At 44.4% G+C, this 26,295-nt stretch carries 25 protein-coding genes; 14 read left to right on the forward strand and 11 right to left on the reverse strand.

What is annotated here, in order from left to right; genetic code table 11:
- Positions 1-314: 314 nt before the first annotated feature.
- The 6 genes from A3739_RS21450 to A3739_RS21475 all read right to left on the reverse strand — a co-directional run bounded on the left by A3739_RS21450 (position 315) and on the right by A3739_RS21475 (position 6,158).
- A complete protein-coding gene (locus tag A3739_RS21450) occupies positions 315-917 on the reverse strand; it encodes a sulfite oxidase heme-binding subunit YedZ (protein WP_068477182.1) in 603 nt (200 codons plus the stop codon).
- Positions 918-919: 2 nt separating this feature from the next.
- Positions 920-1,888 carry a protein-methionine-sulfoxide reductase catalytic subunit MsrP gene (gene msrP, locus A3739_RS21455; RefSeq protein ID WP_068480377.1) on the reverse strand — a complete coding sequence of 323 codons (969 nt, stop codon included), beginning with the start codon at positions 1,886-1,888 and terminating at the stop codon, positions 920-922.
- 70 nt (positions 1,889-1,958) lie between these two features.
- Complete coding sequence (gene pssA / locus A3739_RS21460; protein WP_082878537.1) at positions 1,959-2,774, reverse strand: CDP-diacylglycerol--serine O-phosphatidyltransferase; 816 nt, start codon at positions 2,772-2,774, stop codon at positions 1,959-1,961.
- A gap of 91 nt (positions 2,775-2,865) precedes the next feature.
- Complete coding sequence (gene ilvC, locus A3739_RS21465; RefSeq protein WP_068480374.1) at positions 2,866-3,882, reverse strand: ketol-acid reductoisomerase; 1,017 nt, start codon at positions 3,880-3,882, stop codon at positions 2,866-2,868.
- Between the two features lie 63 nt (positions 3,883-3,945).
- The gene (ilvN, locus tag A3739_RS21470) at positions 3,946-4,437 is read right to left on the reverse strand and encodes an acetolactate synthase small subunit (protein WP_068480370.1); all 492 of its coding nucleotides are present in this window, start codon (positions 4,435-4,437) and stop codon (positions 3,946-3,948) included.
- Positions 4,437-6,158, reverse strand: coding sequence for an acetolactate synthase 3 large subunit (locus tag A3739_RS21475; protein WP_068480367.1), 1,722 nt, complete (start codon positions 6,156-6,158; stop codon positions 4,437-4,439). Before A3739_RS21475 ends, ilvN begins: the two co-directional genes overlap by 1 nt.
- Positions 6,159-6,574: 416 nt before the next feature.
- On the opposite strand from A3739_RS21475, the gene A3739_RS21480 reads away from it, so the two are divergent.
- Positions 6,575-7,027: a DUF4124 domain-containing protein gene (locus A3739_RS21480; protein ID WP_068502711.1), complete on the forward strand. Its 453-nt coding sequence runs from the start codon at positions 6,575-6,577 to the stop codon at positions 7,025-7,027.
- Positions 7,028-7,065: 38 nt separating this feature from the next.
- Here A3739_RS21480 and clpB read toward each other — a convergent pair whose 3' ends face one another.
- Positions 7,066-9,642 (reverse strand): ATP-dependent chaperone ClpB, encoded by a 2,577-nt coding sequence (gene clpB, locus A3739_RS21485; protein WP_068502714.1) that lies wholly within the window; start codon positions 9,640-9,642, stop codon positions 7,066-7,068.
- A 163-nt stretch (positions 9,643-9,805) separates the two neighbouring features.
- On the opposite strand from clpB, the gene A3739_RS21490 reads away from it, so the two are divergent.
- Entirely contained in the window at positions 9,806-10,723 is a 918-nt protein-coding gene (locus tag A3739_RS21490) for a carbohydrate binding domain-containing protein (RefSeq protein WP_068502718.1), read from the forward strand.
- A gap of 10 nt (positions 10,724-10,733) precedes the next feature.
- Here A3739_RS21490 and pgeF read toward each other — a convergent pair whose 3' ends face one another.
- Together pgeF and rluD are read right to left on the reverse strand one after the other, a co-directional pair.
- The gene (pgeF, locus tag A3739_RS21495) at positions 10,734-11,477 is read right to left on the reverse strand and encodes a peptidoglycan editing factor PgeF (RefSeq protein WP_068500532.1); all 744 of its coding nucleotides are present in this window, start codon (positions 11,475-11,477) and stop codon (positions 10,734-10,736) included.
- 67 nt (positions 11,478-11,544) lie between these two features.
- The gene (gene rluD / locus A3739_RS21500; protein ID WP_068480352.1) at positions 11,545-12,516 is read right to left on the reverse strand and encodes a 23S rRNA pseudouridine(1911/1915/1917) synthase RluD; all 972 of its coding nucleotides are present in this window, start codon (positions 12,514-12,516) and stop codon (positions 11,545-11,547) included.
- A gap of 136 nt (positions 12,517-12,652) precedes the next feature.
- Between rluD and A3739_RS21505 the strand changes: the two genes are divergently transcribed.
- Together A3739_RS21505 and nadE are read left to right on the forward strand one after the other, a co-directional pair.
- Positions 12,653-13,483, forward strand: a complete 831-nt coding sequence (locus A3739_RS21505; RefSeq protein WP_068480349.1) for an outer membrane protein assembly factor BamD — start codon at positions 12,653-12,655, stop codon at positions 13,481-13,483.
- Positions 13,484-13,558: 75 nt separating this feature from the next.
- Positions 13,559-14,395, forward strand: a complete 837-nt coding sequence (nadE, locus tag A3739_RS21510; protein ID WP_068480347.1) for an ammonia-dependent NAD(+) synthetase — start codon at positions 13,559-13,561, stop codon at positions 14,393-14,395.
- 90 nt (positions 14,396-14,485) lie between these two features.
- Here the strand turns inward: nadE and A3739_RS21515 are convergent, their stop codons facing one another.
- The gene (locus A3739_RS21515; protein ID WP_068480344.1) at positions 14,486-15,106 is read right to left on the reverse strand and encodes an FKBP-type peptidyl-prolyl cis-trans isomerase; all 621 of its coding nucleotides are present in this window, start codon (positions 15,104-15,106) and stop codon (positions 14,486-14,488) included.
- A 149-nt stretch (positions 15,107-15,255) separates the two neighbouring features.
- Between A3739_RS21515 and A3739_RS21520 the strand changes: the two genes are divergently transcribed.
- The 9 genes from A3739_RS21520 to A3739_RS21565 all read left to right on the forward strand — a co-directional run bounded on the left by A3739_RS21520 (position 15,256) and on the right by A3739_RS21565 (position 22,758).
- Positions 15,256-15,984: a DNA-3-methyladenine glycosylase I gene (locus A3739_RS21520; protein ID WP_068480341.1), complete on the forward strand. Its 729-nt coding sequence runs from the start codon at positions 15,256-15,258 to the stop codon at positions 15,982-15,984.
- Entirely contained in the window at positions 15,985-17,160 is a 1,176-nt protein-coding gene (locus tag A3739_RS21525) for a glutathione S-transferase C-terminal domain-containing protein (protein WP_068480338.1), read from the forward strand.
- Between the two features lie 32 nt (positions 17,161-17,192).
- Positions 17,193-17,648: a GFA family protein gene (locus A3739_RS21530; protein ID WP_068480333.1), complete on the forward strand. Its 456-nt coding sequence runs from the start codon at positions 17,193-17,195 to the stop codon at positions 17,646-17,648.
- Positions 17,649-17,661: 13 nt separating this feature from the next.
- Complete coding sequence (locus A3739_RS21535; RefSeq protein WP_068502720.1) at positions 17,662-19,194, forward strand: 3'-5' exonuclease family protein; 1,533 nt, start codon at positions 17,662-17,664, stop codon at positions 19,192-19,194.
- A 9-nt stretch (positions 19,195-19,203) separates the two neighbouring features.
- The gene (locus A3739_RS21540; RefSeq protein WP_068480327.1) at positions 19,204-19,470 is read left to right on the forward strand and encodes a hypothetical protein; all 267 of its coding nucleotides are present in this window, start codon (positions 19,204-19,206) and stop codon (positions 19,468-19,470) included.
- A 104-nt stretch (positions 19,471-19,574) separates the two neighbouring features.
- Positions 19,575-19,826 carry a GlsB/YeaQ/YmgE family stress response membrane protein gene (locus tag A3739_RS21545; RefSeq protein WP_068480323.1) on the forward strand — a complete coding sequence of 84 codons (252 nt, stop codon included), beginning with the start codon at positions 19,575-19,577 and terminating at the stop codon, positions 19,824-19,826.
- A 236-nt stretch (positions 19,827-20,062) separates the two neighbouring features.
- A complete protein-coding gene (locus A3739_RS21555; RefSeq protein WP_068480320.1) occupies positions 20,063-20,659 on the forward strand; it encodes a LysE/ArgO family amino acid transporter in 597 nt (198 codons plus the stop codon).
- Between the two features lie 26 nt (positions 20,660-20,685).
- On the forward strand, positions 20,686-21,813 hold the full coding sequence (locus tag A3739_RS21560; RefSeq protein WP_068480317.1) for a methyltransferase: 1,128 nt from the start codon (positions 20,686-20,688) through the stop codon (positions 21,811-21,813).
- 6 nt (positions 21,814-21,819) lie between these two features.
- Complete coding sequence (locus A3739_RS21565; RefSeq protein WP_068502727.1) at positions 21,820-22,758, forward strand: DMT family transporter; 939 nt, start codon at positions 21,820-21,822, stop codon at positions 22,756-22,758.
- 9 nt (positions 22,759-22,767) lie between these two features.
- Here the strand turns inward: A3739_RS21565 and rep are convergent, their stop codons facing one another.
- Entirely contained in the window at positions 22,768-24,792 is a 2,025-nt protein-coding gene (gene rep / locus A3739_RS21570; RefSeq protein WP_369819822.1) for a DNA helicase Rep, read from the reverse strand.
- Between the two features lie 154 nt (positions 24,793-24,946).
- Between rep and A3739_RS21575 the strand changes: the two genes are divergently transcribed.
- The coding region (locus A3739_RS21575) for a Tex-like N-terminal domain-containing protein (protein ID WP_304440301.1) at positions 24,947-26,295 on the forward strand (1,349 nt) is incomplete at its 3' end.

Genomic DNA, 26,295 nt, shown 5'->3' on the forward strand with positions numbered 1-26,295 from the left:
CCTCAAGCGAGGCGCGAATTATATAGATCTTAATTCGCCGGTCAACTACTTTTTTTGATCTTTCTGATTTTATTTTTGAGCTCGTTTTCAACACTTAAATAAGCAACAAAAACTTCTCAAAAATCACCAGAAACAAAGATCAAAAATTACGCTAGAAGACCTTCACTTCTCGCCTCAATTTCGACTCCCCTAGGTGTCTCCCTCAAAGCGAGCGCGCATTATAAATATCCCACCGTGGATAGCAAGCGCCTTGTCATAAAAAAGTCGCTTTATTTTAAAGAAAGCGTCAATTGATCAACATACATACAATGCGATTATTTATTGATCACTTTAGATTTCCAAGCAAGCAGAACATCTAACCTAAATGACATTAGGGCAACGAAAAAAGTGAAGTAGACGAGCGCCTCAAAGTAATCAGCTCTTAACTGCCAATAGACATGAACGACTACCAAGAACGTCGCTAGATATACCCAACGATGCAGACGCTTCCATTTCTTCCCTAATTTTTTAATTGCCGTGCGAGGAGAGGTCACTGCCAAAACTAATAGGATCAGGAACGCCAACGCACCAACAATGACGTAGGGTCGTTGATACAAATCTTCTATAAAATTTCTCCAATCAACGAGAAACATACCGTAGCTCAACAAATGCAAGCAGGCATAGAAGAAAACCCACAACCCAAGCATACGGCGATATTTAACGAAACTAGGAAGCATCTTGAATTTACTTAGCGGCGTGACAGCTAATGTCACAAACAGCACAATAAGCGAGGTTTCCCCCAAGAACTCTACTAAAGCTTTCGCCGGCTCCGCCCCAAGGTTATTAACCACCAATCTATACACGATGTATGGCAGTGGAGCTAAGCAAGCAATAAAAATAAACCACCAACGCATCAAGTGAGCAGTTTTTACATTCATAATTAGTAGTTCTTCTTCAGATCCATCCCAGCGTAGAGTGATGCAACCTGCTCTTCATACCCATTAAACATCAAGGTATCGATGCGATTTGGACTAAACAAAGAGTTAGGTAATCGCCTCTCTGTCTTTTGACTCCATCTAGGGTGATCAACGTTGGGGTTTACATTGGAATAAAAGCCATATTCACTTGGCCCCGCTTTCTCCCAACTCGTTCGTGGTCGTGTCTCGCTAAACGAAATTCGAGCTATGGACTTTATGCTCTTAAAACCATATTTCCATGGGACAATCAGTCTTAATGGAGCACCATTTTGATTTGGCAATTCCTTGCCATACATTCCTACAACCATCATCGTCAGAGGATGCATTGCCTCATCCATGCGCAACCCCTCAACGTATGGCCAATCAATCGAAGACGTAAATGATCGAACACCACGCATCTCTTCTGGTCTATTTAGCGTTTCAAATCGAACATATTTGGCTGAAGGGGAGGGCTGAAATTTATTTAACAGCGCAGACAACGAAAAGCCCACCCAAGGAATCACCATGGACCAAGCCTCCACACATCGGAAACGATATACCCTTTCTTCCAATTCTAAACCCTTTAGAACATCTTCAAGGTTGTAGGTACCAGGTTTATCCGTCAATCCGTTCACAACAACCGACCAAGGCTTAGTCGTCATTTCATGCGCATACTTTGCCGGATCAGACTTGCCTGTTCCAAATTCATAGAAGTTGTTATAGGTGGAAGCTGTTTCGTATGGAGTAATCTTTTCGCCAGGAGCGTAGTTTACAGAGGGAAGGTTTTGAAACGCCGACGCATCCGCTGACGCAAACAATGAGGAACTTGGGAGTAAACTTGTAGCACCTGCTGCTGCAGATAGAGATAAAAATTTTCGTCGATTTAAGTATGCAGATTCGCTAGTTATTTCTGAAGAAGCGATATCTAACGAGGACCTGATTTTTATAAGCATAACTAAAGTTTTCCGTAAATTCGTCAACGTTGAGTTTATGCTGAGACGGTTCCTCGTCTAAAAAGTGCCTTTACGCTTCTTTTTTTCTGAATCTGCGCAATACACTTGAAAAAGGACCTGATGCAGCATAGATAACAAAACCTAACAACAACACAAAAGACGGCTCCAACGCGACGACAGCGAACACCGCCACCATAATTAAAACCGCTGTAAACGGGACACGGCGCTTGAGATCGAACTCCTTAAAGGAGTTGTACAGCACATTACTCACCATCAACACACCGGCACTTGCAACAAACAGCATAGTAACCAAGGTCAATAATGTTCCAACTTCTGCATCATGGAACACCCAAACCACGCCAGCCACCAAAGCTGCTGCCGCAGGACTTGGCAAACCAACAAAATAACGCTTATCGACCGACCCTATCTGCGTATTGAAACGAGCAAGCCTCAATGCAGCACCCGCGACGTAAATAAAGGTTGCAATCCATCCGATCTTTCCTAGCGTCTGCAAACTGAAAGTAAAAGCAACAAGAGCAGGAGCGACACCAAAAGCCACCATATCAACGAGGCTGTCGTATTCCGCACCGAAATCGCTTTGCGTGTTGGTCATACGCGCAACGCGACCATCTAGACCATCCAACACCATGCATACAAATATTGCGATCGCCGCATTTTCAAAGTTGCCATTCATCGCCGCAACGATTGCATAGAATCCCGAAAACAACGAAGCAGTTGTAAACAGGTTAGGCAACAAATATATGCCTTTACCCATACGCGACTTTGGTTTGTCCGCTGACGACTCAGTCTCCGACTTAATATTGTCGGCCCCAGACTCGTGCAATGCACTTGTAGTATCTTGATTATTCTTTGACTCTTCGCTCATGACTTCTCAGCATATTCTGCGTACATAAAAAAACGGCCTGCAAGGATAATCCTTGCAGGCCGTTTAGTGTAGCGTTAATTAACAAAAACGCTTAGTTCTTCTCTTGATCAACGATCTTGTTAGACGCAATCCAAGGCATCATTGCACGAAGCTTAGCACCAGTCTCTTCGATTGGGTGAGCTGCGTTATTACGACGATATGCAGTCATAGATGCATAGTTAGTCGCACCTTCTTGGATAAACATCTTGGCGTACTCACCATCTTGAATACGCTTAAGTGCATTACGCATCGCCGCACGAGATTCATCATTGATAACCTCTGGACCGGTAACGTACTCACCGTACTCAGCGTTGTTAGAGATTGAGTAGTTCATGTTCGCGATGCCGCCTTCGTACATAAGGTCAACAATTAGCTTAAGCTCGTGCAAACATTCGAAGTAAGCCATTTCTGGAGCATAACCCGCTTCAGTCAATGTTTCGAAACCAGCTTTAACAAGTTCAACCGCACCACCACAAAGAACAGCTTGCTCACCAAATAGGTCAGTTTCAGTCTCGTCTTTAAAAGTTGTTTCGATGATACCAGTACGACCACCACCAACACCGCTTGCGTAAGAAAGTGCTACATCTTTTGCTTGGCCAGACGCGTCTTGGAAGATCGCGATAAGATCTGGGATACCGCCACCCTTAACAAACTCTGAACGTACAGTGTGACCAGGCGCCTTAGGAGCAATCATGATTACGTCAAGGTCAGCACGTGGAACAACTTGGTTGTAGTGGATTGCGAAACCGTGAGCAAATGCAAGCGTACCGCCTTGCTTGATGTTTGGCTCGATCTCTTCTTTGTAAAGAACAGACTGGAATTCATCAGGAGTAAGAATCATTACTACGTCTGCACCAGCAACTGCTTCCGCAACAGGCTTAACGGTTAGACCGTGAGCTTCAGCTTTCGCTACAGAAGAAGAACCTGAACGTAGACCAACAACAACGTCTACACCTGAGTCGTTTAGGTTACATGCGTGCGCGTGACCTTGTGAACCGTAGCCAATGATTGCTACTTTTTTACCTTGGATGATCGAAAGATCACAATCTTTATCGTAATAAACTTGCATGGTTTTTCCCCGCTATCTCTCTACCTTCAACTTAAAGAAGGCAAACTAAAATTAAAATAAAATTTAAAGGCTAAGAACTTTCTCGCCGCGCGCAATACCTGAAACACCGCTGCGCACTACTTCTAATACAATTCCTTCCGGCAACGCTTTAATAAATGCGTCAAGCTTTCTGCTGTCTCCCGTAACCTGAACGGTATACACAGTGCTATTCACATCTACAATTTGCCCTCGAAAAATATCTACCGTACGTGACACTTCACCACGCTGAGAGCCAGCTGCCTTCACTTTAACAAGCATCAACTCTCGTTCGATATGACTACCTTCAGTCAAATCAACCAACTTAACGACTTCGATCAACTTATTTAGCTGCTTTGTAATCTGCTCGATAACCTTGTCAGAACCCGTCGTTGTGACAGTCAAACGGGATAAGGATTCATCATCAGTTGGCGCCACGGTAAGCGTTTCAATGTTGTAGTTACGCTGAGAAAACAAGCCAACAACACGCGACAATGCACCTGGCTCGTTTTCAAGAAGGACAGAAATAATACGTCTCATTATGTTCTCTCCGTCTTGTTCAACCACATGTCATTCATCGAACCTTTTGCAATTTGCATTGGATACACATGCTCTAAAGGATCAACATAAACGTTGATAAATACCAACTTGTCTTTCATTGCGAACGCTTTCTCTAAGGTAGACTCTAATTCGTCTAGCTTATTGACCGTCATACCCACATGACCATAAGACTCAACCAACTTAGTAAAGTCAGGCAATGAGTCCATGTAAGAATGAGAGTGACGAGATTCGTAATTCATGTCCTGCCATTGCTTAACCATACCTAGAGCTTGGTTGTTCAATAGCAAAACTTTCAAAGGAAGGTCATATTGCTTACACGTTGATAGCTCTTGAATATTCATTTGAATAGAGCCTTCACCGGTAACACACACAACTTCTTCATCAGGATGAGTCAGTTTAATACCCATTGCCGCAGGCAAACCAAAGCCCATCGTCCCCAAACCGCCAGAATTGATCCAACGATTAGGCTTATTGAACTTATAGTATTGAGCCGCAAACATTTGGTGCTGACCTACATCAGAAGTTACGAAGGCATCGCCTTTCGTAACTTTGTGCAGCGTTTCGATTACATGCTGAGGTTTGATCGAATCTTGCGTAGATGCATCATAGCGACCGCCATGAAATGCTCTCCAGCCATCAATTTTTTCCCACCAAGCCGACAAGGCTTCTTGATCAGGCGTTCCCGCCAACTCATCTAATGCAGCATGAAGATCAGTTAGAACCGAATCTACCGGCCCTACGATTGGCACATCAACCTTGATAGTTTTTGAAATATTCGCCGGATCGATATCCACGTGAACAATGCGCGCGCCAGGACAGAACTTATCCGTGCCATTTGTTACGCGATCATCGAAACGTGCACCAATTGACACAACCAAATCAGAATGGTGCATTGCTTGGTTTGCTTCATAAGACCCATGCATGCCAAGCATGCCTAGACTATGCTCGCCCGTCCCCGGATAAGCACCCAAACCCATCAAGGTGCAGGTCACTGGGTAATTCAACCGCTTGACCAAATCCGTCAACTGCTGAGTTCCGCCACCTATAATGACACCACCACCCGCATATATAACTGGACGCTTAGCATTTAAGAGCATCTCAGCTGCTTTTCGAATTTGACCTGAATGACCACGCGTTGGCGGCGAGTATGAGCGAAGCTTCACTTTCTTCGGATAGCTATACTCAAAACGCTCGTTTGGCGCTGTCATATCTTTTGGGATATCGATTACAACCGGGCCCGGTCGACCAGATTCAGCAATATAAAACGCCTTTTTAATCGTTTCAGGAATTTCTGAAGGATGTTTGATCGCCATGTTGTGTTTCACAACTGGACGCGACACACCCATCATGTCTGTTTCTTGGAAAGCATCTTCACCAATCAATGTTGAAGGTACCTGCCCACACAAGACAACCATAGGAATAGAGTCGGTAAACGCTGTTGCGATACCTGTAATCGTATTCGTTGCACCTGGACCTGATGTAACTAATACAACTCCCGCTTTACCTGTCGCACGCGCATAGCCATCAGCCATATGGACTGCTGCTTGCTCGTGACGAACTAATATATGTTTAACTTTATCCTGTCGAAACAACGCATCATAAATATGAAGCGCAGCTCCACCTGGATATCCGTAGATGTACTCAACGCCTTGGTCCGCAAGGGAGTGAGTAATCATATCGGCGCCAGACAATAGCTCCACGATATTTACCTTTAAATAATACAGTTAAATTTGGAAGCTTAATCCGAGTAATGCTCGCTTCTTTTGGAAGCGTTTTCGATGCAACTTTAGCAAGTTGAATTTACTTATTAAGGCGGGGAGTAACGCCTATGAAAACAGTCATGCTTTTTGGACTCTTCTCAAATTCAAATAAGTAATGTTGCCGTCGCAACATATTAACTTGCTGGGGGGATAAGAAAACCACTAGGAAAGGCCTCTACAAACTACCCCGGATCTAAGCGACCTGCAATTCTGACAGCGAATTACATATAGTCAATATCTGTGCGTTTTTTTTGACCAATAAAACGCACTTTCTGCACAAAAAACTTGTTTTCCGCTGCTTTAGTTTATAGTTAAGCCTACAAGTAAATGATTTTCATATAATTCAGGCATTTTTTATGGACAAACATCGCAACAAAAAAAGACTGCTCTTTATCGCCCTATTATGTTCTCTTAGCACACTAGCTTATGGACAGATTTATAAGTGGACGGATGAGCAGGGGCGCGTCCACTACTCTGACAAAAAGCCTGAATCCAACAAACAAGTGTCAGAAGTAAAAGTTCAAACAGGAAAAGGCTTACCGGCCCCAAACAAGAGCAATTCACCAGCACCAAACACGCCAGAAAAAGAACAGGCACTTCAAGAAAAGGCTGCGCAACTTTCACAAACTACAGATAAGAAAGCGCCACGGGATGACAACAAGTGCGCCGCAGTAAAAGAAAATCTGTCTAGAATGGTTGACGGCGCTCGCTTACGGATAAAAGAGAACGGCCAAATGCGTTACATGACCCCAGAAGAAATCGCAGATAAGCGCGCATTATCGCAAACCTATCTCGCAGAGAATTGTTAAAGAAAAGGCAGCCAATTGGCTGCCTTTTTATATCGAGCTTAATGAAAGACTAAGTCGTCCCCACTCACAGACACAGTAATCACGCTTCCCGGCACAAACTCGCCCGCTAATAACATCTGAGCAAGCGGATTCTCTACGCGACGCTGAATAGCGCGCTTGAGAGGACGCGCCCCGTAAACGGGATCAAAGCCTGCATCAGCAAGTTTAAGCAATGCCTCTTCTGAGAAGGACAAACTTAAATCTTGTTCTCTCAGTCGAGCCTCTAAGTTTGCCAACTGAATTTTCGCAATCCCCTGAATTTGATCAGCTGCCAAAGCATGGAAAACCACGACTTCATCAATACGATTTATAAATTCAGGTCTAAAGTGCGCAGCAACTGATTCCATCACAGCATCTTTGATTTCATCATACTTCGCTTCTACATATCCTGAACTTTTCGCCTGAATGACATCTGAACCAAGATTCGAAGTCATCACAATCACCGTGTTACGAAAATCAACCGTTCGTCCCTGCCCATCGGTCAAGCGCCCGTCTTCAAGTACCTGCAATAGGATATTGAATACATCTGGATGCGCCTTTTCCACCTCATCCAACAACAATACCGAATAAGGTTTTCGTCGTACCGCCTCAGTGAGGTAACCACCTTCTTCATAGCCCACGTAACCAGGAGGAGCACCGATTAATCGCGCGACCGAGTGCTTCTCCATAAACTCAGACATATCGATACGAACCATTGCTTCTTCAGTATCAAACAAGAAGTTTGCCAAAGACTTGCACAACTCAGTCTTACCCACGCCTGTTGGCCCAAGGAATAGGAAAGAACCATTCGGTCGATTCGGATCAGACAAACCTGCGCGAGAACGACGTACCGCATCAGCAACCGCATTAACCGCTTCTTGCTGCCCTATCACGCGCTCATGCAAAGCATCTTCCATACGTAATAGCTTTTCTTTCTCGCCTTCTAGCATTTTCGAAACAGGAATCCCTGTCCATTTCGAAACCGTCTCGGCGATCTCTTCCTCTGTCACGCGGTTACGTAACAAGGTCATACCAACCATCTCCGCCTGGCTCGCCATGTCTAACTGACGCTCTAACTCCGGAATTTTGCCATATTGCAGTTCCGACATAAGTCCTAAATCACCGTTACGACGCGCTGTATCAAGCTCAACACGCGCCTGCTCTAGCTGACTTTTCACTTGCTGCGAACCTTGCAAGGCAGCTTTTTCTGACGTCCAAACTTCTTCAAGATCGGCAAATTCTTTTTCGACAGTCTCAATACGTTTGTTAAGTTCTAACAAGGATTTCTTTGAACCTTCATCCTTTTCTTTCTTTAAAGCTTCTCGTTCAATTTTGAGCTGAATGAGTCGACGCTCTAACTTATCTAAGGACTCTGGCTTCGAATCCATCTCCATACGAATTTGGCTCGCAGCCTCATCTACTAGATCAATAGCTTTGTCTGGCAATTGTCGGTCACTGATATAACGATGAGACAACTTACCTGCAGCGATAATCGCAGCGTTAGTAATTTCAACGCCATGATGCACTTCATACCGATCTTTTAATCCCCTTAGAATCGCGATCGTATCCTCAACGGTCGGCTCATCGACCACCACCTTTTGGAAACGGCGTTCAAGCGCTGCATCTTTTTCAATGTACTCGCGATATTCATCCAAGGTTGTCGCGCCGACACAGTGCAATTCACCACGTGATAAAGCTGGTTTGAGCATATTACCTGCGTCCATCGAACCCTCGCCCTTGCCAGCGCCCACCATGGTATGAATTTCATCGATAAATAAGATGATTTGGCCTTCCTGTTTTGCCAATTCATTTAGCAAAGCTTTTAAACGCTCCTCAAATTCACCGCGAAATTTAGCACCTGCGATCAACGCGCCCATATCAAGAGAAAGAACTCGCTTGTCTTTTAGACCCTCTGGCACTTCGCCGTTCACAATACGTTGCGCTAAACCTTCTGCAATAGCGGTCTTACCTACACCCGGCTCACCGATCAATACAGGGTTATTCTTACGACGACGCTGCAGAACCTGGACAGTTCGGCGTATCTCATCATCACGACCGATCACAGGATCAAGCTTCCCTTCTGCCGCTCGCGCTGTAAGGTCGACAGTGTATTTATCTAAGGCTTCTCGATTGTCTTCTGCACCTTGATCTTTCACAGACTCGCCTCCTCGGACCGTGTCAATTGCCGCTTCTAGTGCAGCTTTATTGACATTGAATTTCTTTAAAAGCGCACCTAAAGCCGCTTTATCATCCACTGCCGCCAAAAGGACGATCTCAGATGAAATGTACTGGTCGCCGCGTTTTTGCGTGTATTTATCTGCCATATTCATCAAGCGACCCAAGTCGTTCGACATATGGACATCCGCATCACCACCCTCAACTTGCGGCAACGCTTCAACAAGCTTATTCAGCTCAGCCTTAAAATCGCTCAACGCAACGCCCACTTGTCTAAGTAAAGCGCTGCAACTTCCATTCTGATTTAATAAAGCCTGAATAAGATGAGCAGGTTCAATAAACTGATTGTCCTTGCCAAGTGCAATCGACTGAGCATCGGACAAAGCCATTTGTAATTTGCTAGTTAATCTGTCAATTCGCATTCCATTCTCCTTGAGCGCTACTGCAAACTTTAATTACTGCGTTAAAGCCTTCCCTAAGCGCTGAACTATGGGGCGCACTTTGCACCTAAATTTTGATTACCTGTTAAGATGGGAACAAACAAAAACAATTCAAGGTCGAACCGCCAATTAATTGACGCTCTTTATGATTTCTTATCATTTTTATTCTTTTATTTATCTCGCATGCCTTATCGGTATCTCTGTCGGAATTGAGAACGTATTGAATCAAAATTTGTTTTGGGGGCCGCTTCATGACAGTGCCCACACCTATATTCTTTTCTTTTTAACACTTCTGTTGAGCCACCTTGCTAGAGCAAAAGACTCGGGGCTGAAGCTGATTCAGGTTGGCGGCTTCTGTTTCATCATCGGCATCGTGATTGAGTTATCCCAACCATTCTTTCAACGCAGCGCGAGTTTCATTGATATTTATTACAACTTTATTGGTATCTGCTCCGCGATTTTGATTATTGTCAGCACGCAACGAACCTTTAAAAAGAAGATAATCGTGCGATTCTTCGCGCTGTTTTTACTCTTTAGTGCAATGTTTGTCCCAGCTCATGGCGCCTACACACTGTATCAACGTCAAGCAGAGCTTCCGTCATTACTCAATTTCGAGCACGCGTGGCAAATGCGCCTTTACAGACCAGGAGATAAAGCAAGCTTAAGCTTAGTAAGCAAGCCAAAGGGTTGGGACAACCCGAGCACCACGCTCAAAGTGGACTTTGCCACCACGACATACCCTGGGTTTAGCGTGCCGCATATTCACGACGACTGGTCTGACTTCAATCAATTCCGCATTGATATTTTTTCGAAATCAGACACACCACAGAAACTAACACTCCGAATACACGACAAAACACATAACCATGAGTATGTTGATCGCTTCAATCGCAGCTTCGAAATACAAAAAGGCGTGAACAAAATATCGATTCGACTTTCCGAAATAAGTGAAGCGCCACAAGGGAGAGCAATGGATATGAAACACATTCAGAGCCTTGCACTTTTCTCAGCAAAACCGGAGCAAGGATTCTCACTGTATTTTGATAATCTAAGACTTGATTAAGCCTGTTGGCTTATGACAAGTAAATGAGGGAGGCCATTCTCCCCGATACATGCCCATCTCGACGAAAAGAATAAAAACGCTCGGACTGAGCAAAGGTACAAAATCCTCCACCGTAGACTTTGCTAACGCCTGCCTTTCGTAAGATCATTCGAGCAATCGCATACAAATTACACATGAGTTTGTCGCTCTCGTTCTCTGGCAAAAACGCAGCATCAAAGTCAGCATCAATCGATACGAACTGATTCTTTACTTCAGCGCCAACCTGAAACCCTAACTGAGAAATGGTCGGTCCCAAATACACCATCACCTCACTCGCATCATCAAACTTAGATAAGGCAGCCTGAATCACGCCATCAGCCATGCCGCGCCAACCAGCATGCACGGCTGCAACACGCTTACCTGCCGAATCGCACATTAATAAAGGCATGCAATCCGCAGTCATAACAACGCAAGCTAGATTCGATCGCATTGTTGTGGAGGCATCCGCTTTTAAAAGACCTGATGGCACTTCATTCAGTTCTAGAACATCCGTGCCATGCACTTGTTCTAACCAAGCAATCGACTCAGCTTCAAGCCCAACCGCGTGCGCAAAGCGCTCTCTATTTTCTTGCACTGCTTCAGGATCATCATCAACATGACCGCCTAAATTCAAAGAATAATATGGCGCTTTACTTACACCGCCGAGCCGAGTCGAAACAAAAGCACGCACGTTCTTCGGCGCGGGCCAATTAGGCTGAATGAGATCTAGTGACACAAACGATTCCTTTTAAGAAAAATATCTACAGTAATGAGCAGTCATCTCGCGAAGTTGAATCGAGTCTTCACTCACCGACATCATCAAGGTTTGCGACAAGCGCCAACAAATGCTGCATGTCTTGCGGCAGGTCTACTTCCCAACTCACTTCTTCTTCGTCTAAAGGATGAATCAAAGTGAGTTTTTTTGCATGCAGCGCCTGACGAGGGAAAGCTTTCAATGCTTCTTTGAATTCAGGACTCGTTCCCGCCGGCACTTTCGAACGTCCTGCGTATGTTCTGTCACCAACAAGCGGATAACCAATGTGCGCCATGTGAACACGAATTTGATGCGTACGCCCAGTCTCTAGCTTCACACGAATATGCGTATGGTGATCGAATTTTTTAACCACGCGATAATGCGTCACGGCATTCTTGCCAAAAGGCGTAACTGCCATTTTCTTTCGATCTCGAGAATGGCGAGCAATTGGCTCATCGACGGTACCACCGCCTGTCATAACTCCCGTTACGAGGGCTTCATATTCACGCCCCATACTTCTATCTTGTAGCTGAGCAACAATATGCGCGTGGGCTTGCAAGGTTTTAGCGACCACCATCAAGCCTGAAGTATCTTTATCCAAACGATGCACGATACCTGCGCGCGGCACATTCTCTAAGCTCGCATCATAATGAAGTAAGCCATTAACTAACGTTCCGGAATAATTTCCTGCTGCTGGGTGCACAACAAGGCCAACGGGCTTATTGATAATCAATATGGCTTCATCTTCATAAACAATATCCAGATCAACAGGCTCTGCCTTCCACTCACCCTGCGCTTCAAGTTCCGCTCTGAGCTCGATGAAGTCGTTAACTTTTACTTTTTCTTTCGGCTTCAGTACTGCGCCATTTACAGTCAATGCACCCTGTTTAATCCATTGCTGGAGGCGCGAACGCGAATAATCTGGCATCAATTCCGAAATCGCCTGATCTAAGCGCATCCCAGAATGTTCCATATCAATTACAAAATCCGCTTCTACGCTCTCGCGTGTATGCTCACTCATCTTCTATTCCGTGCAGTAGGACTCTTACGATACAGCCCAAAGTTATGACATAATCGACGCATTATAGCTGTGTTCATCCAAATCCTTTAAACAAATATTGATCATGGCCCGGTAAACACGAAGAGAAACATCAACTATGCCCCAGTGGATCAAACACTGTTTAATCATCGTATTAAGCGCCACGATTTTAGCTGCATGCAGCTCAGCACCAAAAAAAGAATCCAGTGAAAAAGAACTTTACGAAGCCGCTAAGAAATCGATCAAGCTTCGTAACTTCCAACAAGCAACGCTAGCGCTCGAAGAACTCGAATCACGCTTCCCATTTGGGAAATATGCAGAGCAAGCACAGTTAGATTTAGTATATGCGCGTTACAGTGCGCTCGATCTAGATGGCGCTATCCTCGCGGCCGATCGCTTTATTCGACTGCACCCTCAAAGCCCTAACGTAGACTATGCGTACTATTTGCGAGGCGTTGCTAACTACAATCTTGATGGAGGCATCGCAACTCAATTTTTCACTGATGTTGATATCACATCTCGCGATCCGGGCAATATGCGAACAGCCTTCCAAGACTTCGCGCAACTCATCAATCAATATCCAGAAAGCCAATACGCGGCCGATGCTCGTAAACGGATGCTAATGATCCGAAACCGATTAGCTGCGTATGAATTGCATGCAGCCCGCTATTACATTCGTCGCGAAGCGTACACAGCTGCGGCAAATCGAGCGGCTTATGTCGTCGAAAGTTTTCCTAGTAGCCCCGTCGTCGAAGAAGCATTAGCAATGATGGTGGAACTCTACGACGAAACAGGCTTACTAAAATTGAAAGAAGATGCTCTCACTGTATTGAAGGCTAACTACCCTGAGGGAATCGCTTTCAATGACGATGGATCATTTAAAAAGCAGTTTATTCAAAAGGAAAGTCGATCACTCTTAAGCGTGATTTCTTTTGGGTTCCTAGAATAAAAACCTTTCAAGATATCAAAACAGGGCATGAATTTAATATCACCCTGAGTGACTGACAAACAATAGGTGTAAAGTATGGTCAGCAAATCAGAAATTCTTACAGAGATGCGCGTGCAACCTGAGATCGATGTAAATTTCGAAATTGAACGTCGTACAAACTTTATCAAACAAACACTAAATGCCGCAGGCCAAAAAACTTTAGTTCTTGGTATTAGTGGCGGCATTGATTCATGCACATGCGGCAAGCTCGCCCAACGCGCAATCGATGAATTAAATGCAGAGAATAATTCTAGCGAGTATCAATTCATTGCTGTCCGCTTACCTTACGGCGAGCAACGCGATGAACAAGATGCACAAGACTCTATTACATTTATCAACCCAAGCCGTGCCATCACCTTAAACGTGAAACCAGGTACTGACGCAATACACGACAATGTTGCACAGGAACTCAGCCAGCAACAGCTTATGCCAAATGACGCCTATACCGTCGACTTCGCAAAGGGAAATGTAAAAGCGCGTGTGCGCATGGTATCTCAGTATTATGTTGCAGGTTTACTTGGGGGGCTTGTATTAGGGACTGACCATAGCGCAGAAAATATTACTGGCTTTTACACCAAGTACGGCGACGGCGCGGTCGATCTCATTCCATTATTCGGATTGAACAAACGCCAAGTACGCTCCCTTGCCAGCGCTCTCGGCGCACCAGAGCATCTTGTGCACAAAGCGCCAACGGCGGATCTTGAAGACAACGACCCGGGACTTGAGGACGAGAAAGCGCTGGGTATTTCATACGACCAGATTGATGATTTTCTTGAGGGACGGGAGGTCGAAGATCATGTCTCAGATCGATTAATTAAGATCTATCAGGCAACCCAACACAAACGTCAAGCTATCCCAACTGTGTACGACTGAGGCTGCCGCAGCTTCTCGTAGAACAAGACTGTCCTGTACTGCAGAAATAAAAAAACCGCCAATCGGCGGTTTTTTTATTTTCGAGGAGGCTTAGCCTACGATTTCGATCAACTCGATATCGAATACTAACGTTGCGTATGGGCCAATCGCACCACCAGCACCGCGCTCGCCGTATGCTAAGTGATAAGGAATATATAGCTTCCACTTAGAACCAACACTCATCAATTGGAGTGCTTCTGTCCAACCTGCGATAACGCCACCAACTGGGAATTCAGTAGGCTCACCACGATCATAAGAGCTATCGAACTGTTCACCGTTGATCAAAGTACCACGGTAGTGTGTGCGAACAACGCTATCTGCCGTTGGCTTAGCGCCTTCACCTTCGGTAATGACTTCGTACTGAAGTCCTGACTCAAGCACTGTCACTTCATCACGCTTAGCGTTCTCAGCTAAAAACGCTTCGCCCGCTGCAGAGAATTCTTTTGCTTTGGCCGCTTCTGCAGCTTGCATACGCTCTTGAATTACACCAAATGCAGCATTGATGTCTTGCCCCTCAACGCGAGGTACTTTCGCTGCGAAACCATCCTGAATACCAGCAAGCGCAGCTTCAAGTGAAACGCCTTCAAAAACGCTTGCTAATTGTTGGCCCATTTGTAAACCAACACCGTAGGATGCTTTTGCTTCATCCGTTGAGAAATCTAAATCAGACATATTTGCTCCAGTCTTTTAAATGAAGCTGCAATTATTGGGGCTAAAGTAAGATTTAAAAGGGGCAGTCCGTGCTTTTTTAAAGACTTTACAAATAAAGCTTCGTAAGATTAGATACGAATTCACGGTTTTGTCTGGCAATAAGAATAATTATGGCTGTAACACTCCCTACTGACCTCACTGCTTTTAGCGCAATTCTAGAAAGAGCGATCGAACGAAAAGGCGGAAAACCAGCCTTAGCAAACCTTTTAAGTACGCACTTCTCAAGCAATGAGCTAGAGCAGATTCCAGAAGATCGTTATCTCGCAGCCATGACAAAATGCGTGAATCGCGCGGGTTTCAGTTGGAAGGTCATTGATCGCAAATGGTCGGAGTTTGAAGAAGCATTCTTTGGTTTTAAAGTCGACACCTTGGCCCTACTTTCAGATGAGCAATGGGAAGCCTATCTTGATGATTCGCGTGTTGTGCGCAGCGGCCAAAAAATCAAAGCGCTGCGCGACAATGTATCTTTCTTGTACGACCTGCGATTTACAGACAAAGGTATCGCTTCATTAATCGCGCATTGGCCATCCGATGATCAAGTTGGCCTGATGCAGCTGCTTAAAAAGCGTGGTTCGCGACTAGGCGGGAATACAGGACAATATTTTCTTCGCATGATGGGGCGCGACACCTTTATCCTCTCACGAGATGTTGTATTAACATTGCAAAGCGCTGGGCTTGATATTAAAAGTGAACCGAGCTCTCAGAGAGAACTAAAACTAATACAAGCAACGTTTAATGAATGGCACAAGCAAAGCGGAATCAGCTACACGCAAATGAGCCAAATCTGTGCCTATGCTAACGGCGACAATGTCGTTGGAGTTCAACTAAGTAGGGTTTAGATGTCTGAAGCGGTAATTTGGGGAGTTAGACTTAGCCCTTACACCTTAAAGCTCGAAGCTGCATTGCAATACAAAGGTATCGCCTATCGACGCCTGCCTGCGATGGGCACTCACTTTGAGAATGCTCGAATTATCTTAAGACTAGAAGCGGCCAAGCGACGAAAAGAAGTTAGTCGTTATCCTGATATGGATAAAGAGCTAGACGAATATCCTCTGCTCCCCTATTTCAGCCATGATAAACGATTTTTTGAATACGATAGCTCTAGTATTCTCAGACGCATGGAACAAGAAGGCGAAGGACGTAACATTATTCCTTCGCCCCCCTTATTTAACTTCTTAACCCATTTTATCGATGAAGCATTCAACGAGTTTGGCTTATATCTCGTGCATCATATGCGCTGGGTCGGCTCTACAAAAAGCAACAGAATGGGCAAACTGCTCGCATCAGAGTTTAAAAATGCATTACCACCCGGCGGCGCTTGGCTCTTATCTCGGTCATTTCCAGCTCGCCAAGTAAAGCGTTTACCTTATTTGATGAGCGTCGCCCCGAAAGGATACAAGGCAGGCGTTCGCGCATCACTAACACCGCCAACAAAAGAAGACTTCCCACCAACACACGAACTACTTGAACAAAGTTGGAAAGCTATATTAGAGGCGTTAGACGCAATATTTCGCCGTCAAAACTATATTTTCGGCGATCACTTTTCCCTAACCGATGCGAGCATCTATGGTCAATTAGGAATGAACCTTGTCGACCCGGAAGCCGCGGACAAAATAAAACAAATTGCACCAAATCTTTTTGCTTGGCTAAAACGTATTGATGAAGGCCAATTCATGGAAACTAGTAATTACGTTAATGAGAACCTAATTTTCAACGAAAAATTGTCAACGCTGATGAATATTTTGATGGGAACATATGCTGCGCTGATGGTTCAAAATGAGCGCGCACATAATGACGCGGTCGCAAATGGCAAACACAGATTTAATGAACAAGGTTTTGATTTAGGCGAAAACATCTATACAGGAAAACTCCGAGGCTACGCATTCAAATCAGTTGTTAAAAGCTTTCAAGTGAGAAGCTGGCGCGAAGTAAAAGAGCACTGGAAAGGCCTTGCCCCTAGCGATAGAGAAATCTTAACTGAGCAGATACAACTCACTGAACTACTTGATTACTAACTACTAACCCAACCACAAACAGAGCAAATACTATGAGTCATCAATGCAGCTGTCCGTGCGGAAAAACCAAATTTACTGTAGAGAAAACGCCTGCTGTACGCTTTTTTTGTCACTGTGAAATTTGCCAAGCTCTGTATAAATCAAATTACTCAGATGTGTGTGTTGTGAAATCAAAACACGTAACGCTAGATGAGCAAGATGTAGAGTTTAAGACGTATCGCCTACCACCGGCATTACAGCGCGGAACCTGCAAACACTGTCACTTGCCTGTAGCAGGATTCTTGAAAGGAATCCCCGGATTAGGCTTAGCGTTTATATCAGCAGAAAACTTTGATGATAAATCTTCACTGCCAGACGCTGTTGGGCATGTGTTTTATCATCGCAAAAGCGCAAGCTATGACGACAAGCTAGAAAAACACGAGGGCTATTGGGGCAGCCAACTCGCAATATGCCGGTGGGTAATGCCAAAACTTCTGCAAATGTCATAAACCGTTTTAAACAATGCAATCAGACCTCTTTCCAACTGAAAGTGTTCAGCAGTTATCTGAAAGCTTTCCAAAGCGCATGGCGATCATTGATTGCGAAACCACAGGAGGCAAACCTCAACAGCACCGAGTCATCGAAATTGGTCTATTAATTGTTGATGATTGTGTCATCGTTGAACGCTGGCAAAGTTTTATCAACCCGCAAAGAGAGCTTCCTCCATTCATCACGAAGCTAACCGGCATTACACCGAACATGCTAGTTGGCCAACCACAGTTCTCGGACATAGCTAACTCATTGTACGAAAAACTCCAGGACAGAGTGTTTGTCGCCCACAACGCTCGCTTTGATTATGGCTTCATCAAAACCGAGTTTGAACGCGTCGGCATTAAATTTTCAGCGAAAACATTTTGCTCGGTAAAATTTAGTCGTGCCCTGTACCCCCAATTCAACCGGCATGGCATCGACCCAATCATTAAGCGTTTTGGTTTTTCGATCGAAAACCGTCATCGTGCTTTGGATGATGCCTTAATCATCTGGAAGTTATTCTTAAAATCAACTGAGCTCTATTCAACTCACGAGCTTGCAAGCGCTATCTCTCCCCTGCTGAAAACGCCGTCTTTACCACCAAAAATCAAAGCCGCACAAATTAAAGCCCTTCCGAAAGCCGCGGGGGTTTATTACTTTTATAGCGAAGAAGGCTCTCTCTTGTACGTTGGTAAGAGTGTCAACATACGCGCTCGTGTCATGAGTCATTTCAGCAATGATTATCGAAGTAGCAAAGAACTCCTTATGAGCACTAAGGTTGCGCATATCGATTTCAAGCGAACACCGAGTGATTTCGGCGCACAAATTCTCGAGAGCAATGAGATAAAAGCATTATCGCCGCTTTATAACAGAAGGCTTCGACGTACTAGAAAACTTTATAGCTTTCAAATTGAACAAAATTCAAAGGGTTATAAAACCGTCCTCACCCAACAAATAAACAGTAAACAAAAACCAGATGAGAGTGCGGGACTATTCCGGAGCGCTCGTCAGGCTAGCAAGCAATTAGAGAAACTCGCAGATCACTATTTTCTTTGTTACAAGTTGCTTGGTTTAGAGGGCAATCCGCTCGATAACACTCCCTGTTTTAGACGCCAATTACATCGCTGCTTCGGTGCATGCGAAGGAATTGAATCTGCCGAAGACTATAATGCTCGTATCGATGTAGCGATGAATAAACATCAACTTGTTTTATGGCCATTTGATACGCCGATACTCGTGGAAGAAAACGACGTAAATGATGACGAATTCAAACACTTTCACTTAATCGATCAATGGCAATATCTAGGCAAAATTGAATCAGAAGAAGAATTAAGAGAGCGTGGTTATGTTCCCTTAAAAGCGCATATTGGGACAGAAATTCAAGCTCATCAACACGAAAACAATGCAGAGAATAAAGCGCATTTTGATCTAGATATTTACTTTATACTGCTCCGCTTTCTGCTTAAATCAGATCAACTAAAATTGAACCAATTGCGCATCCATAAACTTACAAAACTTGAGTAAAATGCATCTATGAAACAAGCGAAACAAACACCAAAAGATCGCGCCATACAGCTCATAGGGCTTGTTTGCCTAGTTGCTCTTTTCTTTTTCGATACAACAGAGCAGCCCATGCTGATTAAAAGCATACTGTTTGCATTGCTTTTACTGCCTTTAGGCTTCGGCATCAAATTTGTCATCAATCCAACTAATCAGCCATCACGACGACTCATCGCGACACTCGTTTGTATCGTATGGTGCGGCGTACTGGCGACAGCCGCTGCCTCCTTCTTTTTCTAGAAAAACGAGGGCAACAATTGCTTTCAATCGATGACAAAAATATGCACGCAGCATAGTTTTACGTACTACAGTCACTGACGCATACACACGATTTGGAGCTTAGTATGGACGTTCAGGCATTAGTACTTGCACTTTTAATCGGCGCGATCGCGGGTTGGCTAGCAGGCCAAATTATGAAAGGCATAGGGTTTGGCTTAGTTGGAAATATAGTTGTTGGTATTGTTGGCGCATTCATAGGCAGTTTCGTACTGCAACTCCTTGGCTTGTACGCCGGTGGAATTTTAGGTTCGATCGTTAGCGCCACCTTAGGTGCCGTCATCCTGCTTGCAGTCATTGGAGCTATCAAAAAAGCATAAATACCTTATCGTGGAAATTTTCCAATATTACGGCTGCGATTGGCTTGTAATGATCTTTACCTTTTTGGCAACCTATCAATTAGGCAGCAAGCATCGCTATGGCTTTATTACCATGATGGCCGCTAATATTTGCTGGGCTACGCTGGGGATTTTAACAGGTAGCATCGCAATGCTTATCGCCAACATCATTATTTTCTGTATGAACCTAAGAGCTTATATAAGGTGGTAGCGACGCAATGAGCGCAATACTGACAGGATTTTCTTTGGGCCTGTCATTGATTTTGGCAATCGGCGCTCAAAACGCATTTGTTCTGAAGCAAGGACTCAAAAAAGAACATGTATTTGTTAGCTGCTTTATCTGTGCGCTTTCAGATGCCATTCTTATTTCGGCAGGCGTATTCGGATTTGGCGCTCTCGTTACTACTTATCCGCAAATAGAAACCTTTGCACGTTATGGCGGTGCAATATTCTTACTGTTTTATGGCTTAAGCAGTTTCTATAGTGCTTGCACTGTTAAGCATGAGCTTACCGAAAGCCAAGAAAACACATCAAGCATATTAACGACAATATTAACCTGCCTTGCTTTTACATGGCTCAATCCTCATGTTTATTTGGACACTGTAGTATTGCTTGGCTCCATCTCTACACAATATGGTGAGTTACAATACTGGTTCGGATTCGGTGCCGTTATCGCATCATTTACTTTCTTCTTTTCACTTGGATATGGTGCTCGGTTCCTAAGACCAATCTTTGCCCAAGCAAAATCATGGCAAGTCTTGGAAGTAATTATTGGTGTCATCATGCTAAGCTTGGCGCTGAGCCTCGTCATCTAAAACTCTTTGCTTTCACTGCGAGATAAATGAACACACACTACGACAGTCCTTTTGGTGCGCTAACGCTTCAACGCTATCCGTTATTTAAAAATAGTAAGGCTCAACAGAACCTGCAGGCATGGGAAGGTGCTGACACCTTGTTATTGGAAGAACTGAGTAAGCATGATCTGTCCAATAAACGAATTCTTATCTTAAACGACCAATTTGGCGCGATCAGTTGTGCGCTTCGTGCATTTGATATCACGATTCAAACTGACTCATTTTTGTCATCGACAGCTATTCGATTAAATACGCAGGCGAATACAAAACAAGAACCTGAGAAACTTGTTCCAAGCACAACATCACTTGAAGGCAGCTTTGATCTTGTCGTTATTAAAATCCCCAAATCATTAAGTTTTCTAGAAGATCAGTTGTATGCGATTAGAAAACATATAAACGAGCATTCTGTTGTCATAGCAAGCGCTATGGTAAAAAGTCTTAGCAAGAACACCCGTGATATTTTTGAAAAGCTGCTAGGCCCTAGCGAACAATCTTTAGCTTCAAGAAAATCAAGATTAATCCATTGCAACCCCTCTCCAAACAAGTGGAAAGGCCAATCGCCTTTTCCTAGAAGCTATTCAACACATGGACTCGAATTGAGCTGCGATGCTAATGTTTTTGCGGAGGGGCGACTGGACCCTGGAACTCGCGTATTTCTAGACTATCTACAAGAGCTTCCAAAAGCTGAAACGATCATCGATCTAGCCTGCGGCAGCGGCATCATGGGAATTATGTGTGCTCAAACTATTGAGCCCAAACATACCTATTTTTGTGACGAATCATTTATGGCCGTCGCGAGCACTACAAGAAACGCGAGTCGTTATTTAAGCGAGCGATTTTCTGCAAGCTGCGCCAATAATATTCCCGAATCATACCCAAAAATGGATCTTATAGTCTGCAACCCGCCCTTCCACCAGCAACAAACCATGAGCACAGATATCGCGATGAGCATGTTTAAAAATGCGTATCGTCAGCTAAAGAGAAACGGAGAATTTTGGGTTGTTGCTAATCGCCACCTTGGATATCACACTGCATTAAAGAAACTCTTTGGGAATTGCGAAAATATTGCCAAACACGCCAAGTACGTCGTTTTACGATGCAAACGCATTGATTGATATACTATGAATACAGCTCTCACCATGCGTTTAAAAGACTGGGCGATCCTCATAGGTTTATCCGTCCTATGGGGCGGTTCGTTTTTATTCAATGAATTTACCCTACCCGATTTTTCTCCAACCACGACAACATGGCTAAGAGTCACGATTGCCGCTGCCTGCTTGTGGACATTAGCTTTCGTGCGAAAAGTTCCCATTCCTTCCTCACCGAGATTCTGGGTTGCAATAGCACTGATGGGTCTACTAAACAATGCGATTCCGTTTAGCTTAATTGTATGGGGGCAGCAAGAAATTGATTCGGGTTTAGCCTCAATTCTGAATGCAACGACACCATTATTTACGATCTTGGTCGCCGGAATATTCCTTAGTGACGAACGAATAAGCCCTACAAAATTAAGTGGCGTCGTGTTTGGCTTTGTTGGCGTCGTGATCATGATCGGTACAGATCAAATCACACAAATTAATACTAGTATTAGCCCGAGCACACTCGCACAATTTGCGATCTTAGGTGCAGCATTATGCTATGCGATTGCGACTGTATTTGGGCGCAGATTCAAAGCCATGAACGTAAACGTGATTGTAATTGCCGCAGCACAAACTAGTTTGGCAAGCCTATGGCTCATACCAGTTTGCATAAGCTTTGACGGTTTTAGTGAGCTACAAGTCGCGACGCATACAGCTTGGCTCGCCGTGCTCGCCCTAGGAGTATTAAGCACCGCCTTAGCTTATATTGGTTACTTTGCTGTGCTATCAAGCGCAGGCGCTACCAACCTATCTCTTGTGACGTTTATGGTGCCAGTGTCTGCTATCTTTTTAGGATGGCTGATTATCGGAGAACAGCTCTCCACAAGCCATTATTTGGGAATGTTATGCATCGCCCTTGGACTAGGAACCATTGATGGGCGCCCACTAAAGGCAATACGAACTAAAATGTTGAAACCTTAAAGGCTTGGCTTAACAGTCTGACTTCAGATCATCTAGCAATGCCGATAATGTCTGCTTGCCTTTTTTCTTCGCACGCTCTTTGTCTTGTTCTTCTCCGCCTTCCCAAACAAGATCTTCGTCTGGAAGTTCATCCAAGAACCGACTCGGAATCGTCTCTATTTTCTCTCCAAACTGCTTTCTGGTTGCTGCATAGGTTAGCGCCAAGGTTCTTTTTGCTCGCGTAATACCTACGTACATTAAACGTCGTTCTTCTTCGATATTATCTTCTTCGATACTGTTTCGATGCGGTAGTATTTCTTCTTCTAATCCCATAATGAAAACATGGGGAAACTCCAACCCTTTCGAGGCATGAAGTGTCAGCAAATGAACTTTGTCGCTGTCATCCTCTTCTTCTTGCTGCTCTAGCATGTCACGCAAAACAAGTTTCGATATTGCTTCATCGATGCCAATTTCGTCTGCTGTACCTTTGTCTGCCTCGAGCATCGTTTGCATCGAATCAATCAAATACCAGACATTATCCATTCGTCGTTCAGCAGCCTTGGGCGAACTTGCGTTTTGATGAAGCCACTGATCATATTCGATATCTATAAAGAGTTGCTTGAGTACAGGAATAGGGTCCTCTTCATAACAACGACGTGTTGTGCGCTCAAGCCATGAGGCAAAACGACGCACTTTCTCTAAGGCGCGCTCATTCAAGACTTGAGACAAGCCCATCTCACCACATGCTTGATAGAGGCTGATGTTTCGCTCCGTTGAATAGTTCCCTAGTTTTTCAAGTGTACTAGGACCAATTTCTCGGCGCGGTACATTTACAACACGCAAAAAGGCCGCATCATCATCCGGATTTACCAACAACCTTAAATACGACATCGCATCTTTAATTTCATTTTTAGCAAAGAAAGATGTACCGCCTGACAAGCGATATGGCACCTGAAACGCTTGTAGCTTGATTTCTAATAAACGACTTTGATGATTACCGCGATACAACACTGCGAAATCTTTGAACGAAACACCGCGCTTTAACTTCTGATCGAGAATCTCAGCCGCAACTTGTTCGGCCTCTGCATCTTCATTACGGCAGCGGATAATACGAATAGGCTCGCCACCTTTCATATCACTCCATAAGGCTTTCTCAAATGCATGCGGGTTATTCGCGATCACGACGTTTGCTGCATTCAATATCAAACTTGTGGAACGATAATTTTGCTCGAGCTTAACGAGTTTCAATGATGAAAAATCTTGCTCTAGTTTGGCTAGATTTTCAGGTCTCGCACCTCGCCATGCATATATTGATTGATCGTCGTCCCCGACGACTGTTAGCGCCTCTCGCTCCTGCACCAACATACGAACAAGATCATACTGAGCGAGATTGGTATCTTGATACTCATCAACCAACAAGTATCGAATTTTCTGCCGCCATTTTTGTAATACATCAGCCTCATTTTTAAATAACAAAACGGGCAATAAAATTAAGTCATCAAAATCTAAAGCGTTATAGGCTTTCAAATAGCGCTCATATAGAACATAGGCTTGGGCAGCTTGCAGATCTTCTGGTGTTTTTGCTTTGCTCACCGCAACTTGAGGTGTCCACATTACATTTTTCCAGTTAGAAATTTGCATCTGGACAAGATTGAGAACATCGCTGTTTTCCTCACCTTCTTTCATGAGGATGTCTCGCAACAAGGTTTTTGCATCTTCGCTATCGAAAATAGAAAACCCTGGTTTATAGCCTAAGCGCTCGTGCTCAGTTCGAATGATATTGAGACCGAGGTTGTGAAAAGTGGAAATATTTAAGCCACGCGCATCTGGGCCCGAAATCAGCTGACTAACCCGCTCTTTCATTTCCCTCGCGGCTTTATTGGTAAAGGTAACCGCTGCGATATTCCTGCCTTTAATACCGCACTCGTTAACGAGATAAGCAATCTTGCGCGTAATTACACTCGTTTTACCACTCCCTGCACCAGCTAATACGAGCAAAGGCCCGCCAACATATTTAACGGCTTCACTCTGTTTTGGATTCAGGGTACTCCCCACAACTGACCTCAATAAACACATTAACGATAGAGCCGCGTAGTTTAACCGAGTTGCAAGCCGAGTAAAAAAGCTATCTTTATTTCATTTACAAGGGTTTAAATTCAGGGCTTCGCTCCCATCTAAACGCTCGTAAAATAAAATACGGACAACGCGAATGTTATCTATCACGCAAACCATTGCGAACGAACTCTCTGTTCGCACAGAACAAGTTGACGCGACGATTCGCCTCATTAAAGACGGCGCAACGATTCCTTTCATTGCCCGTTATCGCAAAGAACAAACTGGCGCGTTAGATGATACGCAACTTCGTAAGCTCGATGAACGACTAACTTATTTAACTGAGTTAAATGAACGAAGAGAAGTCATCCTTAATAGCATTTCGGAACAAGACAAACTCACGCCTGAGCTCGAAAAGAAAATCCAGTCCGCTCAAAGTAAGCAGACCCTAGAGGATTTGTATTTACCCTACAAACCCAAGCGACGAACCAAGGGCCAAATAGCCATTGAAGCGGGCCTAGAACCCTTAGCAGATAGGCTGTTCTCTACTCCAGAAACATCTCCAGAGCATGAAGCCGAAAAATACATCAACGAAACGTTGGGATTTACTGATGTAAAAGCTGTATTGGATGGCGCTAAATATATTTTGATCGAGCGTTTTTGCGAGGACGCAGATTTACTAAATAAGCTGCGTAATGAAATGTGGCAATACGGGCAATTAGAAAGCTCTGTTGCTGATGAAAAGCATCAAGATGCACAGAAGTTTCGCGATTATTTTGAATACAATGAATCCATCAAAAAGATCCCATCACATAGAGCGCTTGCTTTATTTAGAGGTCGAAAAGACGGCATCCTATCTTTGAAACTTGAGCATCAAGATGCGGACAAGACGAGTCGAATTTCAGTTTCACCTTGTGAAATCATGATCGCCGAGCATTTTGCTATCAAAGACCAAGGCCGCGCATCGGACGCTTGGTTGAGAGAAGTCGTTCGCTGGGCTTGGCGAGTTAAGCTCAGCATGAGCATCGAGACAGAGCTACTCTCTCAACTACGTGAAACAGCTGAAAGCGGCGCGATTAAAGTATTTGCTGATAATCTAAAAGATTTATTGTTGGCCGCGCCCGCAGGGCCAAAAGTTACCATTGGCCTTGATCCCGGTTTACGTACCGGAGTAAAAGTTGCTGTTGTTGACGCGACGGGCAAACTTTTAGCCTATGACACCATCTACCCTCATGCCCCCAAAAACCAATGGGATACATCGCGAGAACGTATTGCTCAACTTGCAAAAAAATACAATGCTGAGCTATTGAGCATCGGTAACGGCACAGCCTCACGCGAGACCGAAAAACTCTGTGCAGATGTCTGCAAATATTATCCTGACTTGAAGCTCTCTCGAATTGTCGTCAGCGAAGCTGGAGCTTCGGTGTATTCCGCATCAGAAATCGCTGCGAACGAATTTCCCGATATTGACGTCAGCATCCGAGGAGCGGTATCGATCGCTAGAAG

The organism is Oleiphilus sp. HI0067, assembly GCF_001635735.1.